The organism is Micrococcus flavus, from assembly GCF_014204815.1.
Taxonomy (GTDB): domain Bacteria; phylum Actinomycetota; class Actinomycetes; order Actinomycetales; family Micrococcaceae; genus Micrococcus; species Micrococcus flavus.
The window spans coordinates 1,367,069-1,381,332 of record NZ_JACHMC010000001.1; the positions used below are offsets into that span (position 1 = coordinate 1,367,069).

Sequence of the window (14,264 nt, forward strand, 5' to 3'; positions counted from 1 at the left end):
CGTCCCGGACGCGGTGCCCCACTCTAGTGGCGGGGCGCGTCCCGGGACGGCGGCCGGTCAGGCCCGGACGACGACGACGCCCGTCTCCGGGTCCTGCGCCACCGCGTCCGGGGGCAGGCGGGTGATGGCGTCCAGGTCCGCCGGGGAGAGCTCCGTGCCGGACGCGCTGGTGCGCCGGCCCTCGAGACGCGCGGCGCCGACGCCGCCGTTGCGCTCCCGCGCCGCGTCGTACAGGGCCAGCAGCGCGGCGGGGACCCGCCCGGCCACGCCGGTGCGTCGGCCGGCCAGCTCCCGACCCTCCTGGGTGACGCGTGCGCCCTTGGCGCGCACGGCGGCGGTGCGCTCGGCCACGGCGCGGCGGGCGGCGTCCGCGGCGGCGCGCGCCTCGGCCACGGCGGCGTCCGCGGCGTCCGCGGCCTCCATCGCGGCGAGCGCGGCGTCGTCGTGCTCGGAGAGGAGGGACTCGAGCGTGGCGAGCTCGTGCTGCAGCCCCACGAGCTCCTTCGACGAGCCCTCCCCGGACTCCAGCCGGGCGCGCGTCCGGTCCCGCCGGGCCCGGGTGGTGGTGGCCTTCTCCGAGGCGTGGGCCGCGGCGGCGTCCACCTCCGCCTCGGCCGCCTCCCGCTCGGCCACGACCGCCTCGGCACCGGCGAGGGCCTCCCGCAGGCGGGCGAGCTCGGGGTCGGCGCGCAGCCCGGCGAGGGTCCGCCGCGCGCGGGCGATCTGGAGGTCCAGCTGCTGCAGCTCCAGCAGGCGCGACTGCTCGGCGGGGGTCGCGGTCACGGCGGTCACGGGCGACCACCGCCGCCGACGAGCAGGTCCCACGGGTCGGTGACGCGTGTGGAGACGACGGTCTCCACCGCGAACCCGTCCGCCTCGAGGGCCTCGCGCAGGGCGTGGGCGCCGTCCGCCAGCCACAGCCACTCGCTCGCGAAGTGCGCCACGTCCACGAGGGCCGGCCGGCCGTCCCCGACCAGCGCCGTCTCGCGCGCCTCCGAGGCCGGATGGTGGCGCAGGTCGGAGGTGACGTAGACGTCCGCGTCCGCGGCGCGGACGGCGTCGAACAGCCCGTCCCCCGCGCCGCCGCACACGGCCACCCGGCGCACCTCGGCGTCCGGGTCGCCGGCCACGCGGACGCCGCCCACGGTGGCGGGCACGACGCCGGCCACCCGTTCGGCGAACGCGCGGAGGCTCACCGGCGACTCCAGCTCCCCCACGCGTCCGATGCCCTGGGCGTCGCCGCCCCCGGCGGACGGGACGAGCGGGCGGGCGCCCGTCACCCCGAGCCGTCGAGCGACGGCGTCGGAGACGCCCCCGACCGCGGCGTCCGCGTTGGTGTGCGCGGCCACCAGCCCGATGCTGCGCTCGATCAGCGTGTGCACCACGGCGCCCTTCGCCGCACCCGCGTGCCCGCCGGCGGCCACGGACGTGGCCCCGCGCAGCAGCAGAGGGTGGTGGGTGAGGAGGAGATCCGCGCCGCGTTCCACGGCCTCGTCCGCGACGGCCTGGACCGGGTCCACCGCGAACAGGATCCGGCGCACGGGCGCCTCCGGGCGGCCGACGACGGGCCCGACGGCGTCCCAGGACTCCGCGAGCGAGGCGGGCCACAGGCGCTCGATCACGGTGAGCACCTGGGCGAGCGTGGGCGTGTCCGAGCGGTTCTCCGAGACGGAGCCCCCGCCCGGCGGGGAATGGTCCGGGACGGTCATGGGCACCATCATGCACCCCCCTCGGCCGCCGCACAGCACCGGGACACCTCCCCCTGCGGGAATGGATCCGGGGCGGGCGTTGCTGTCCCCGCCATGACCTCCGTGCCGCCCCCCGACGCGACCGACGCCCCACCCGCCGACGTCTGCGAGCTCACCCTCGCCGGCGGCTGCTTCTGGTGCCTGGACGCCGTCTACCGGAAAGTGCGCGGCGTCCTGGGCGTCGAGTCCGGCTACACCGGCGGGCGGACCGCCGCGCCGGACTACGAGTCGGTGTGCACCGGCACCACGGGCCACGCCGAGGCCGTGCGCGTGCGGTTCGACGCCGCCGTCGTCCCCGCCGAGGTCATCATGGACCTGTTCTTCACGGGCCACGACCCCACTTCCCTGAACCGGCAGGGCGCAGACGTGGGCACGCAGTACCGCTCGGCCGTGTTCGCCCGGGACGAGGCCGAGGCGGAGTTCTTCCGCGCGCAGATCGCGCGGGCGCAGGAGCTCTACGACCGGCCGATCGTCACCACAGTGGAGCCCGCGGGCCCCTGGCACCCGGCCGAGCCCGTCCATCAGGACTTCTACGCGCGGCAGCCGTTCAACGGCTACTGCCGCGTGGTGATCGACCCGAAGCTGGCGAAGGTCCGGCAACGCTACGCCGCATGGCTCACGCCCGGCGCCTGAGCCGCGGGCCCCACTAACCTGACCGGACCTCTTCCATCCCCCTCGAGCCCCCAGGAGGCAGCCCCATGGCGAAGATCCTCGATGACATCACCCAGGCCGTCGGGCGGACCCCGCTGGTCCGCCTGAACTCCCTCACCAAGGACCTGCCCGGCGACGTCGCCGTCAAGGTGGAGTTCTACAACCCGGCCAACTCGGTCAAGGACCGGATCGGCGTCGCCATCGTGGACGCCGCAGAGCGGTCCGGGAAGCTCGCCCCCGGCGGCACCATCGTGGAGGGCACCTCCGGCAACACCGGCATCGCGCTCGCCATGGTCGGCGCCGCGCGCGGCTACAAGGTGGTCCTGACCATGCCGGAGACCATGTCCGCCGAGCGCCGCGTGATGCTGCGCGCCTACGGCGCGGAGATCGTGCTGACCGCCGGCGCCGACGGCATGCGCGGCGCCCTCGAGCGCGCGCAGCAGATCGTGGCCGAGACCCCCAACTCCATCTGGGCCCAGCAGTTCGCCAACGAGGCCAACGTGCAGGCCCACTACACCACCACGGGCCCCGAGATCTGGGACGCCTCGGACGGCGCGGTGCACACCTTCGTGGCCGGCGTGGGCACCGGCGGCACCATCACCGGCGCCGGACGCTACCTCCGGGAGCAGAACCCGGACGTCCGCCTGGTGGCGGTCGAGCCGGCGGACTCCCCGATCCTCTCCGGCGGCCAGGCCGGCCCCCACAAGATCCAGGGCATCGGTGCGAACTTCGTGCCCGAGATCCTCGACACGGAGATCTACGACGAGGTCTACGCGGCCTCCCTCGAGGAGTCGCTGTCCACCGCCCGCGCCCTCGGGGCGCAGGAGGGGATTCTGGGCGGCATCTCCACCGGTGCGATCGTCTCGGCGGCGCTCCAGGAGGCCGCCAAGCCGGAGAACGAGGGCAAGCTGATCGTCGCGGTGGTCTGCGACTTCGGCGAGCGCTACATCTCCACCGCCCTGTTCGAGGACATCCGCGGCTGACGCCGCCACCGACGCACCACGACGGCGGCGCGCCCCCGGACCGGGGGCGCGCCGCCGTCACGATCGAAAGGCACGACCCCGTGGGCCTGCTCTCCCGCATGAAGGAAGACATCGACGCCGTCCGCAGCCACGACCCGGCCGCCCGCGGGGACGTGGAGGTAGCGCTGGCCTACTCGGGCCTGCACGCCGTGTGGGCCCACCGCGTGGCGCACCGGATGTGGCAGGTGGACCGGCTGCGGACGCCCGCGCGTCTGCTCTCCCAGGCGGCGCGCGCGGCCACCGGGATCGAGATCCACCCGGGCGCCACCATCGGGCGCCGCCTGTTCATCGACCACGGGATGGGCGTGGTGATCGGCGAGACCGCGGAGATCGGCGACGACGTGATGCTCTACCACGGCGTGACCCTCGGCGGCCGGTCCCTGGCCCGCACCAAGCGCCACCCCACCCTGCGCGACGGCGTGGTGGTCGGGGCGGGCGCCAAGATCCTCGGCCCCGTGGAGATCGGCGAGGGCACGGCGGTCGGCGCCAACGCCGTCGTCGTGAAGGACACCCCGGCCGGCTCCATCGCCACCGGTGTGCCGGCCACCTACCGCCTGCGCAAGGGACCCGCCGAGGACAAGCCGCTGGTGGACCCCGCCGAGTACGTCGACCCGGCGATCTGGATCTGAGCGGCCGGGAGTCCTGACGGGCCCCGGCGTCAGCGGGCGGTCTCCTCCGTGGGGTCGCCCTCGGCCGGCTGCGGCATGACGACCGGCGTGCCGTCGCCGTCCACCTCGGTGCGGTCGTCGGACCACAGCGTGTGGAACGAGCCGTCCCGGTCCGTGCGCCGGTAGGTGTGGGCGCCGAAGAAGTCGCGCTGCCCCTGGATGAGGGCGGCGGGCAGGCGGTCGGCACGCAGACCGTCGTAGTAGGCCAGGGCGGAGGAGAACACCGGCACGGGCACGCCCGCGGCCACGGCGGCGGCCACCACGCGGCGCCAGGCCGGCAGGGCCTCGGCGATCGCCCGGGTGAACTCGGGCGCGAAGAGCAGGTTCGCCGGCTGCCCCTCGGCGCGGGCGCCCGGCTCCGGGTGCCGCTCGGTGTCCCGGCCGCCGAAGGCGCGCATGATCACGTCCAGCAGGTCCGCACGGATGATGCAGCCGTCCCGCCACAGGGAGGCGATGGTGCCCAGGTCCAGGGACCAGCCGTACTCCTGCGCGGCGGCGGTGAGCATGTCGAGGCCCTGCGCGTAGGCCACGAGCTTGGAGGCGAACAGCGCCTGACGCACGTCCTCGACGAACGCGTCCCGGCCCTGGGCGTCCACCACGGGGGCGTCCGTCACGCCGGCGGCCAGGGTGCGGCGGGCCTCCTCGCGCACCGCGGTCTGGGAGGAGAGGGAGCGCGCGAACACGGACTCGGCGATCGCGGCCACGGGCGCGCCGACGTCGAGCCCGGAGATCGCGGTCCAGCGGCCGGTGCCCTTCTGGCCGGCCTCGTCCACGATCACGTCCACGAGCGGCCTGCCCGTGGCGGCGTCCACCTGCTGGAGCACCTCGGCGGTGATCTCGATGAGGTACGAGGCCAGGTCCGTCTGGTTCCAGGCCGAGAACACCTCGGCCTGCTCGGCCGGCTCGATCCCGGCGACCCGGCGCAGCAGGTCATAGGCCTCGCCGATGACCTGCATGTCCGCGTACTCGATGCCGTTGTGCACCATCTTGACGTAGTGGCCCGCGCCGTCCGTGCCGATCCAGGCGCAGCAGGGCTCGCCGTCGTACTGCGCGGCGATGGACTCGAGCAGAGGGCCGAGGGCCGCGTACGACTCCTTCGGTCCGCCGGGCATGATGGCCGGGCCGTTCAGCGCGCCCTCCTCGCCGCCGGACACGCCGACGCCCACGAAGTGCAGGCCCCGCTCCGCGAGCGCGGCCTCGCGGCGTCGGGTGTCCTCGTAGTGGGAGTTGCCGGCGTCGATCACGATGTCCCCGGGCTCGAGCAGCGGCACGAGCTGGTCGATCACGCCGTCGACGGGGGCGCCGGCCTTGACCATGATCAGCACGCGGCGGGGCACGGCCAGGGAGGCCACGAGCTCCTCGAGGGTCTCGGTGGCGATGAACGCGCCCTCGTGGCCGTGCTCGGCCACGAGGGCGTCCGTCCTGGCGCGGCTGCGGTTGTGCAGGGCCACGGTGTGGCCGCGGCGGGCGAAGTTCCGGGCGAGGTTGGCGCCCATGACGGCCAGGCCGGTCACGCCGATGTCGGCGGTCCCGGGGGCGGGGGCGGCAGGGGTGGTGGCGGTCATGATGGAGGTCTCCTCACGCGGCGGGCCGGGGTCGGATCCCACCCTAGCCGGGCGGGTCAGTCGCCGACGGCCTCGCGCCCCCGCTGGACGATCTTCGGGTCCGGGGTGCCGACGACGTCGTGGTCCTTTCCCTCGTACTCGAAGCGGGAGAGGAAGTAGCGCATCGCATTGAGGCGGGCGCGCTTCTTGTCGTTGGACTTGATGGACACCCACGGGGCGTGGTCGGTGTCCGTGTGGAGGAACATGGCCTCCTTGGCGTCCGTGTACGCCTCCCAGCGATCCAGGGACTCCAGGTCCATCGGGGAGAGCTTCCACTGGCGGACCGGGTCGATCTGGCGGATCGCGAAGCGGGTGCGCTGCTCGGTCTGGGTGACGGAGAACCAGAACTTGGTCAGGTGGATCCCGTCCTCCACCAGCATCTTCTCGAACACCGGCACCTGCTGCATGAACAGCTCGTACTGGCGGTCGGTGGAGAAGCCCATCACGCGCTCCACGCCGGACCGGTTGTACCACGAGCGGTCGAACAGGACGATCTCGCCCGCCGTGGGGAAGTGCTGGATGTAGCGCTGGAAGTACCACTGGCCCAGCTCGCGCTCGGTGGGCTTGCTCAGGGCCACCGTGCGCGCGGTGCGGGGATTCAGGTGCTCGGTGAAGCGCTTGATGGTGCCGCCCTTGCCGGCGGCGTCCCGGCCCTCGAACACGATGATGTGCCGCTGGCCGGTGTCCTCGCCCCAGTACTGCAGCTTCAGCAGCTCGATCTGCAGCCGGTACTTCTCCAGCTCGTACTCCTCGCGCGTCATGCGCTCCTCGTACGGGTAGTCCTCCTTCCACGTCTCCACGGCCCGGCCCTGGGGGTCGATGAGGTCCGGGTCGTTGGTGTGGCCGTCGGCGACGGTGTAGCCGCCGTCGCGCAGCTTGTCGATGAACTCGCGCAGGTTCTCGCGGGGGGCGTCCGGCTGCAGCAGCTCCATGGAGTCTCCTTCGGGGGCGGTGGGGGGGGATCCCGTCCATTATGGGCCGGTCCCGCGGACGGGCGCCGGGCGTCGGCCCCTGCGCCGGTGAACACGCGGTGAAGTCCGGGTGACCGCAGACCTCTCGGTTCAGGGGCGGGCGGCACCCACCAGCGCGTCCACGGCGGCGACGGCGGCGCGCGCGGCCGCCACGTCCACGAACTGGGCGATCGCGTCCCGGTGGCGGGGATGGCCCGGCAGCTTCAGGCCCACGGTGGCGCCGTCCGTGGACGGCAGCACCCACAGGCGCGCCTCCGGGTCCACGTCCCGCTGGGCGACGACGTCCTCCTCCTCGGGCTCGCGGTCGTAGCCGGCCCACTCCACTCCCGGGCGGTCGGTGTCCGCGCCGTCCAGGACGTCCGCGCCGCCCATGCGCAGATAGGTGCGCGCCTGCAGCAGCCGGTCCAGGGTGCGGGCGGTGGTCCGCCCGGCCAGCTCGTCCTCGAACAGGGCGAGCACGTGCCAGCCGTCCCCGTCCTGCAGGAACAGCATGGTCTGCCCGGCCTCCCCGCCCGTGATGACGGCCAGGTGGCGCGGGGCGTCACCGTCGGCGGCGGGCAGTTTCCAGAAGCCGTGGGGCGTGGCGGACATGCCCCCACCCTACTGGGGCCGGGGCGGGGACGCGGGGGCCGCCGTCGGCCCCGGCGTCAGCGGGCGAGCCGGTCCTGCGGCGTGGGGGCGCCGTGCCGCGCGCCGAACGACGGGTCGTGCGTCCCGACCTTCCGGGCGGCGGCGAGGTGGCCGCCGAGGAAGCCGGCCCCGCCGGTCACGCCCATGGCTCCCAGGCCCAGGAGGACGCCGAGACGATGCCGGCCCGTGACGCGGGCCGCGAGCGAGGCGGTCTGGAGGGTGACGCCGATGCCGTTCGCGGCGGCGTGCACCACGCCCACGCGCCGCTCGGGACGGCCGGAGGCGGCGTACTCCGCCCATCCGGTCAGGGCGGCGGGGACCGCCGAGGCGACGCCCAGGCCGGTGAGCAGGGCGGCGCTGCCGCGGGCGTCGTCGCCGCCGAGCAGGTCCAGGGCCGTGGCGCTCATCCAGGTGCCCATGGGCACCTCGATCACGAGCGGATGCAGCGCGTGGCCCAGCCAGGCCCCCTGGAGGGCGGCACGCCGCACGGGGCCGGCCACGAGGGCGGAGGAGAGCGCGTCGCCCGCCGTGACGGCGGGGTCCAGCACGCGGGCGCCCTCCAGGGCGTGCATCGCCCGGGAGAGGGGATTCCGGGTGCGGGCGGCGGTACGGGAGTCGAGACGACGGCGGCGGGGTGCGCGCATGGTTCCTCCGAGTCAGGGCGGATCGCGACCCGACGGCGGCGGGCCTGGGGTCCAGAGTAGCGGCTGTCCGCACCGGCGCGGCATGCTGGCCGGATGGGACTGGTGCGCCGACTGCCGACCCGCTCCGACGACGAGGGCGGGTGCCGGGACGTGCTGTCCGGCAGGCTGCACAACGCGCCGGCGATCGCGGCGGCGTCGCGCCGAGCGGGCGTCCCGCTCTCGGTCGCCGCGGCGTTGGCGGAGGTGGAGTCGGGCGGTCGCAACGTGTTCGGCAACGACCGCGGCGGGGTGTTCTCGCGCCCCGGACGCCCCGACGTCCCGGTGACGCCCGAGCGCGTGGCCGAGCTGCGGCGTCGGGTGGCGGCCGGGGAGACCTCCAACGGGATCGGCCCGGCGCAGATCACCTGGCCGCCGTTCTTCGACCGGGCGGACGCGGCGGGCCTGGACCTGGCCGACCCGGAGGACAACCTCACCCTGGGCCTGACGATCCTGGCCGAGCACGCCCGCGGCGACCTCTCCCCCGCCGGCCTCGAACGGGCCGGCACCCTCTACAACGCCGGGACCCTCGCCGGCGGGGTCACCGACTACGGTCGGCGGCTGGCCCGCGCGGCGGCCGCCTGGGAGGAGCGGCTCTCGGGACGGCCCCCGGCGCGGTCGGAGGCGGCCGGGCCGAGCGCGAGCCGGCACGACGGCGACCCGACGGGCACGGGGCGGACGCACCGCGTGCAGCCCGGCGAGACACTCTGGGGCATCGCCCGCGACCAGGGCACGGATGTGGCCACGCTGCGGCGGCTCAATCCCGGGATCGTGCCGGAGCGGATGGCCGTGGGCACGCCGGTGCGCCTGCCCTGACCGCCGGCTCGGAGGCACGGGGCCGGCCGGCGTCGGGGCGCCAGGGCGGGCCGTCAGAGCACGAGGTTGACCAGCAGGACGTACGCCAGGGTGCCCGTGCCGATGGAGAGCAGGGTCCGCCGGCCGCCCAACACGTGCACGAGGACCGTGAGGGCGGTGGCGACCAGCGCGCAGGCCACCCGCGGCCCGTCCACGGACGCTCCGGGGGACAGCGCGGCGGCCTCCAGGAGCATCACGATCGCGAGGATCGCGAGCACGCCCGCCGGCATCCAGACGGCCAGCCGGGCGGCGAGGGCGGACTCCCGCAGCGGGCGCAGCAGCGCGAAGGGGGCCGCGCGCAGGGTGAACGTCACCGCGCCCGCCACGACGGCCGCAGCCACCACGTGTCCGGGGTCCACGGGGGCGGTCATCCCGTCCTCCGTCCGGGGTCGTCGTCGTGCGCGCGGGCCGCCTCGGGGACCGCCGCCTCGGGGCCGCCCGCCTCGAGCACCGGCAGGGGGCCGGTCACCGGACCCTGCGCGGGCAGCGGCAGGCGGGCCCCGCGGGCGGCCGCCGCGTGGGCCGCGACCAGCACGCCCACGTAGACGAGGAAGGACGTGACCAGCAGCGCCCCGGGCGCCACGAGGAGCGACACGCCCACCGCGGCAGCGGCGGCCAGCACGAGCGGCAGGTGGCGGCGGGTGCGGGCGGCGTCGAGCGCGAGGACGGTGAACAGGGCGGTGAGGGCGAACTCCAGGCCCTCGACGGGCGCGGGCAGCAGCCCCGCGACCCCCACGCCGGCCACCCCGCCGAGCAGCCAGTACAGGTGCAGGCTGACCTGCATGGCCAGCAGACGCGGGGCGGTCCAGCCCCGGGGGTGGGCGGCGGCGATCGCATACGCCTCGTCGATCAGGGCACCCATCGAGTAGATGCGGGCCGCCCGCGACCGCACCACGTGCAGGGGGAAGCCGAACGCGTAGAACACGTGTCGGAAGTTCACGAGGAACACCGTGACGGCGATGGTCGCCAGCGGGGTCGCAGCGGCGATCAGGCCGACGAGCAGCAGTTCCACGGATCCCGCGAACACGACGGCGGAGAGCAGCGGTGCGGCCCACCCCGGGAGGCCCGCCTGGACCACGAGCATGCCGAAGGCCACGCCGAGCGGGAACAGGCCGAGACCGGCCGGTCCGGACAGGCGGATCCCGGTGAGCACCTCGCCCCGCCGGTCCCTGGCCCCGGAGGCGCCGGAGGACGGCGGTGCGGCGGCGTGGGAGGTGGCGTGCATGGTGGGGACAGCATGCCACCCACGGCGCGCAACGCGTGTCACATCCGCACCTCGAGAGGCGGGCGCGCCGTGGGGCGTGGAGCCCGTCCTGGAGACCGGCCCCCCGAGCAGGTGCTCCGGGGGCCGATCTGCGCGTGGACCCAGACGGACTCGAACCGCCGACACCCACGGTGTAAACGTGGTGCTCTGACCAGCTGAGCTATGGGTCCTGACGCGTTCCAGCCTACCGCCGGGCGGTCCCCGAATGCTCAGGCCAGCCGCGCGACGGCGTCGCGGTGGTCCTGCGGGGTCCGGGCGCCGCCGGGGGTCGAGGGGGCCACGCGCGCCCGTTCCGCGCCGTCCGCGTCCAGGAGGACGGAGACGCGGCGGGGGCGGCCGGTGGCCTCGTCGAGCAGGCCGCACGCGCGGGCCGCGGCCCCGTGGGGCCAGAAGTCAGAGAGCATCACGCACGCCCCGGGCAGGCGCATGCGCTCCGCCACCTCTCGCAACACGGGGGCCGCGTCGCAGGAGACCACCCGCACGCCGACACCGTCGGCCGCCAGCTCCTCCGCGAGCGCCCCGAGCCACTCCAGCTCCCCCGTGCACACGGGGGTGAAGGCCCCCGGCAGGAACACGAGCCAGACCGCCCGCTCCCCGGGCGCCACCGGCGGCCAGGGCCAGCCGGTGCCGTGCGCGTCCCGCAGGGCGGGGGTCTCAGCCACCGCGCTTCTGCTCGAGCCGGGAGGCCAGCCAGTCCTCGGAGCCCCCCGCGCTCGTGGTCACGTGCAGGCCGCCGGTGGAGGCGGCCTCGGCGACGTCCGCCGGGGTGACGTACCCGTCCCGGCCCTTGCGCGGGGTCATGACCCACACGGGGCCGCGGTCCAGGGATCGCTGGACGTCCACGAGCTGGTCCGTGAGGTCCGTGACGTCGCCGTCCTCGGCCCGCCACCACAGCAGCACGGCGTCCGCCGGCTCCTGGTCCTCCTCGGTGAGGAGCTCCTCCCCGAGCGCATCCTCCAGTGCGTCACGGAAGGCGAAGTCGATGTCGTCGTCGTAGCCCCACTCCTGGACGAGGTCGCCGGCCTTCAGGCCGTACGCGTCCAGCAGCTGCGTCTGCGACGAGGTCCTGTCCGACCCTGCCTCCATGTGTGCGCTCCTCCTCGGGATGGGGACGGGCGCGGGCCCCGGGCCCGGCCGTCCGGCGGTGTGGTGACACAGCCCACCTTACGCGGTGCGCCTGCCGACATCGGGGCCCGAGGCCGGGCGGGGAGCCGTCCGGCCCCAGTAGGCTGACCGGCAGACGCGCACGACGTCGGCCATCCGCCGACGGCGCGGCGAGGCGGCCGGCCGATCGCCGGACCCCGCAGGACATCGCGGAGCACCCCTCCGCACCGACACCAAGGAGGCACCGTGAGCGCAGCGGAAGAGAGCTCCCAGATCGTCAGCGGTCTGACCAGCCAGATCCCCGACAAGGACCCGCAGGAGACCGCGGAGTGGATCGAGTCCTTCGACGGGCTCGTGGACGAGCGCGGGACCGAGCGCGCGCAGTACATCATGCGCACGCTCATGCAGCGCGCGGGCGCGCAGTCCGTGGCCCTGCCGCACGTCACCACCACCGACTACGTCAACACGATCCCGGCGGACCAGGAGCCGGAGTACCCGGGCGACGAGGAGCTGGAGCGCCGCTACCGCAACTACCTGCGGTGGAACGCGATGGCCACGGTGCAGCGGGCGCAGCGCGACGGCGTCGGCGTGGGCGGCCACATCTCGTCCTACGCGGGCCAGGCCACCCTGTACGAGGTGGGCATGAACCACTTCTTCCGCGGCCAGGACCACCCGGGCGGCGGCGACCACATCTTCTTCCAGGGCCACTCCTCCCCCGGCAACTACGCGCGCGCGTTCCTCGAGGGCCGTCTCACCGAGGAGGACCTGGACGGCTTCCGCCAGGAGAAGTCCAAGAAGGGCCACGCCCTGTCCTCCTACCCGCACCCGCGGATGATGCCGCACTTCTGGCAGTTCCCCACCGTGTCCATGGGCCTGGGGCCGATGAACGCGATCTTCCAGGCGCAGACCAACCGCTACCTGCACAACAACGGGATCAAGGACACGTCCGAGCAGCATGTGTGGGCCTTCCTCGGCGACGGCGAGATGGACGAGCCGGAGTCGCGCGGCCAGCTGCACATCGCGGCCAACGACAAGCTCGACAACCTCACCTTCGTGATCAACTGCAACCTGCAGCGCCTCGACGGCCCCGTGCGCGGCAACGGCAAGATCGTCCAGGAGCTGGAGTCCTACTTCCGCGGCGCCGGTTGGAACGTCATCAAGGTCCTGTGGGGCCGCGAGTGGGACCCGCTGCTCGAGGCCGACGACGAGGGCGAGCTCGTCCGGATCATGAACGAGACCCTCGACGGCGACTTCCAGACCTACAAGGCCGAGTCCGGTGCGTTCGTGCGCGAGCACTTCTTCGGCCGGTCCTCCGTCACCAAGGAGATGGTGGCGGACATGTCGGACGACGAGATCTGGGGCCTGAAGCGCGGCGGCCACGACTACAAGAAGGTCTACGCCGCGTACAAGGCGGCCGTGGAGCACAAGGGCCAGCCCACCGTGATCCTGGCCCACACCATCAAGGGCTACGGCCTGGGCAAGTCCTTCGAGGGCCGGAACGCGACCCATCAGATGAAGAAGCTCACCGCGGACGACCTCAAGGTGTTCCGCGACCGCCACCGCATCCCGGTGACGGACGAGCAGATCGGCAACGACCCGTACGACATCCCGTACTACCACCCGGGCGCGGACGCCCCGGAGATCACGTACATGATGGAGCGCCGCAGGGAGCTCGGCGGGTTCGTGCCGGAGCGGCGCTCCACGCACCACGCCATCCCGCTGCCGCCGGAGTCCGCCTACAAGCAGGCCCGCAAGGGCTCGGGCAAGCAGCAGGCGGCCACCACCATGGCCTTCGTGCGACTGCTCAAGGACCTCATGCGGGACAAGAACATGGGATCGCGCTTCGTGCCGATCATCCCGGACGAGGCCCGCACCTTCGGCATGGACTCGTTCTTCCCCACGGCGAAGATCTACAACCCCAAGGGCCAGAACTACCTCTCCGTGGACCGGGACCTCTTCCTGTCCTACAAGGAGTCCCCGCAGGGCAAGATCTACCACGTGGGCATCAACGAGGACGGCGCCACCGCCGCCTTCAACGCGCTCGGCACCGCGTACTCCACGCACGGCGAGCCGATGATCCCGGTGTACATCTTCTACTCGATGTTCGGGTTCCAGCGGACCGCGGACAACATCTGGGCCGGGACGGACCAGCTGGCCCGCGGCTTCATGATCGGCGCGACGGCGGGGCGCACCACGCTCGCGGGCGAGGGCACCCAGCACATGGACGGGCACTCCCCGGTCCTGGCGGGCACCAACCCGGCCGTCAAGCACTACGACCCGGCCTACTCGTACGAGATCGCGCACATCGTGCGGCAGGGTCTCGAGGACATGTACGGAGAGCACGACCGCGGCGACGCCGTGCGCAACGTGATCTACTACCTCACGGTCTACAACGAGCCGATCTCGCACATCGACGAACCGGAGGACCTGGACGTGGAGGGCCTGCTCAAGGGTCTCTACCGTCTCTCCGAGGGCACCGGCTCGGGCCCCAAGGCCCAGCTGATGGGCTCGGGCGTCGCCGTGCCGTGGGCGCTGGAGGCGCAGCGCATCCTCGCCGAGGACTGGGGCGTGAGCGCGGACGTGTGGTCCGTGACCTCGTACAACGAGCTCTACCGCGACGCCGTGGCCGCGCAGAAGGAGTCCCTCGCGGACCCCGCCGCCCCGGTGCGCACCCCCTACGTGACGGAGAAGCTCGCGGGAGCCGAGGGGCCGATCGTGGCCACCTCGGACTACACGACCTCGTGGGCCAACCAGATCCACGCGTTCGTGCCGCATCCCGAGCGCTTCTCGGCCCTCGGCGCGGACGAGTTCGGCTTCGCGGACACCCGGGCCGCCGCGCGCCGCTACTTCCTCATCGACTCGCACTCGATGGTGGTGCGGACCCTGCAGCTCCTGGAGCGCGAGGGCGAGGTCGAGGCGGGCACCGCCGCGAAGGCGCACGAGAAGTACCGCCTGGACGACGTCACCGCGGGCACCACCGGCAACGCCGGCGGCGACGCGTGACCCGACGCCGCGGGCTCTGAGCCGCGGCCCACGATGACGGCCGGTCGCCTCCCCCGCGGAGGCG

At 74.1% G+C, this 14,264-nt stretch carries 15 protein-coding genes and 1 tRNA gene; 5 read left to right on the plus strand and 11 right to left on the minus strand.

Annotated elements, in window-relative coordinates; genetic code table 11:
- Positions 1-57 precede the first annotated feature (57 nt).
- Positions 58-792 (minus strand): CT398-like coiled coil hairpin domain-containing protein, encoded by a 735-nt coding sequence (locus BJ976_RS06330; protein ID WP_135027994.1) that lies wholly within the window; start codon positions 790-792, stop codon positions 58-60.
- On the minus strand, positions 789-1,709 hold the full coding sequence (locus BJ976_RS06335; RefSeq protein ID WP_209280994.1) for a Nif3-like dinuclear metal center hexameric protein: 921 nt from the start codon (positions 1,707-1,709) through the stop codon (positions 789-791). The genes BJ976_RS06330 and BJ976_RS06335 overlap by 4 nt, the downstream gene beginning before the upstream one ends.
- A 93-nt stretch (positions 1,710-1,802) precedes the next feature.
- On the opposite strand from BJ976_RS06335, the gene msrA reads away from it, so the two are divergent.
- The 3 genes from msrA (at position 1,803) to epsC (ending at position 4,050) form a co-directional block, all read left to right on the plus strand.
- Positions 1,803-2,381 (plus strand): peptide-methionine (S)-S-oxide reductase MsrA, encoded by a 579-nt coding sequence (gene msrA, locus BJ976_RS06340; RefSeq protein WP_135027999.1) that lies wholly within the window; start codon positions 1,803-1,805, stop codon positions 2,379-2,381.
- Positions 2,382-2,446: 65 nt separating this feature from the next.
- Positions 2,447-3,382, plus strand: a complete 936-nt coding sequence (gene cysK / locus BJ976_RS06345; protein WP_135028001.1) for a cysteine synthase A — start codon at positions 2,447-2,449, stop codon at positions 3,380-3,382.
- 80 nt (positions 3,383-3,462) lie between these two features.
- Positions 3,463-4,050, plus strand: a complete 588-nt coding sequence (gene epsC, locus BJ976_RS06350; protein ID WP_135028003.1) for a serine O-acetyltransferase EpsC — start codon at positions 3,463-3,465, stop codon at positions 4,048-4,050.
- A gap of 29 nt (positions 4,051-4,079) precedes the next feature.
- Here epsC and gnd read toward each other — a convergent pair whose 3' ends face one another.
- The 4 genes from gnd to BJ976_RS06370 form a co-directional block, all read right to left on the minus strand.
- A complete protein-coding gene (gene gnd / locus BJ976_RS06355; protein ID WP_135028005.1) occupies positions 4,080-5,654 on the minus strand; it encodes an NADP-dependent phosphogluconate dehydrogenase in 1,575 nt (524 codons plus the stop codon).
- Positions 5,655-5,710: 56 nt separating this feature from the next.
- Positions 5,711-6,625 (minus strand): polyphosphate kinase 2, encoded by a 915-nt coding sequence (ppk2, locus tag BJ976_RS06360; protein ID WP_135028007.1) that lies wholly within the window; start codon positions 6,623-6,625, stop codon positions 5,711-5,713.
- Between the two features lie 129 nt (positions 6,626-6,754).
- The gene (locus tag BJ976_RS06365; RefSeq protein WP_135028009.1) at positions 6,755-7,255 is read right to left on the minus strand and encodes a hypothetical protein; all 501 of its coding nucleotides are present in this window, start codon (positions 7,253-7,255) and stop codon (positions 6,755-6,757) included.
- A 56-nt stretch (positions 7,256-7,311) separates the two neighbouring features.
- Positions 7,312-7,938 (minus strand): DUF2231 domain-containing protein, encoded by a 627-nt coding sequence (locus tag BJ976_RS06370; protein WP_135028010.1) that lies wholly within the window; start codon positions 7,936-7,938, stop codon positions 7,312-7,314.
- 93 nt (positions 7,939-8,031) lie between these two features.
- On the opposite strand from BJ976_RS06370, the gene BJ976_RS06375 reads away from it, so the two are divergent.
- Entirely contained in the window at positions 8,032-8,790 is a 759-nt protein-coding gene (locus BJ976_RS06375; RefSeq protein WP_135028012.1) for a LysM peptidoglycan-binding domain-containing protein, read from the plus strand.
- A gap of 53 nt (positions 8,791-8,843) precedes the next feature.
- Here the strand turns inward: BJ976_RS06375 and BJ976_RS06380 are convergent, their stop codons facing one another.
- From BJ976_RS06380 to BJ976_RS06400, 5 genes are all read right to left on the minus strand, one after another.
- On the minus strand, positions 8,844-9,200 hold the full coding sequence (locus BJ976_RS06380) for an AzlD domain-containing protein (protein ID WP_135028014.1): 357 nt from the start codon (positions 9,198-9,200) through the stop codon (positions 8,844-8,846).
- The gene (locus BJ976_RS06385) at positions 9,197-10,054 is read right to left on the minus strand and encodes an AzlC family ABC transporter permease (protein ID WP_135028016.1); all 858 of its coding nucleotides are present in this window, start codon (positions 10,052-10,054) and stop codon (positions 9,197-9,199) included. The genes BJ976_RS06380 and BJ976_RS06385 overlap by 4 nt, the downstream gene beginning before the upstream one ends.
- A gap of 135 nt (positions 10,055-10,189) precedes the next feature.
- Positions 10,190-10,263: transfer RNA gene (locus BJ976_RS06390), tRNA-Val, on the minus strand.
- Positions 10,264-10,302: 39 nt separating this feature from the next.
- Positions 10,303-10,755, minus strand: coding sequence for a redoxin domain-containing protein (locus tag BJ976_RS06395; protein WP_135028018.1), 453 nt, complete (start codon positions 10,753-10,755; stop codon positions 10,303-10,305).
- Complete coding sequence (locus tag BJ976_RS06400) at positions 10,748-11,179, minus strand: DUF3052 domain-containing protein (RefSeq protein WP_135028020.1); 432 nt, start codon at positions 11,177-11,179, stop codon at positions 10,748-10,750. Before BJ976_RS06400 ends, BJ976_RS06395 begins: the two co-directional genes overlap by 8 nt.
- A gap of 264 nt (positions 11,180-11,443) precedes the next feature.
- Between BJ976_RS06400 and aceE the strand changes: the two genes are divergently transcribed.
- A complete protein-coding gene (gene aceE / locus BJ976_RS06405) occupies positions 11,444-14,200 on the plus strand; it encodes a pyruvate dehydrogenase (acetyl-transferring), homodimeric type (protein ID WP_135028022.1) in 2,757 nt (918 codons plus the stop codon).
- Positions 14,201-14,264 lie beyond the last annotated feature (64 nt).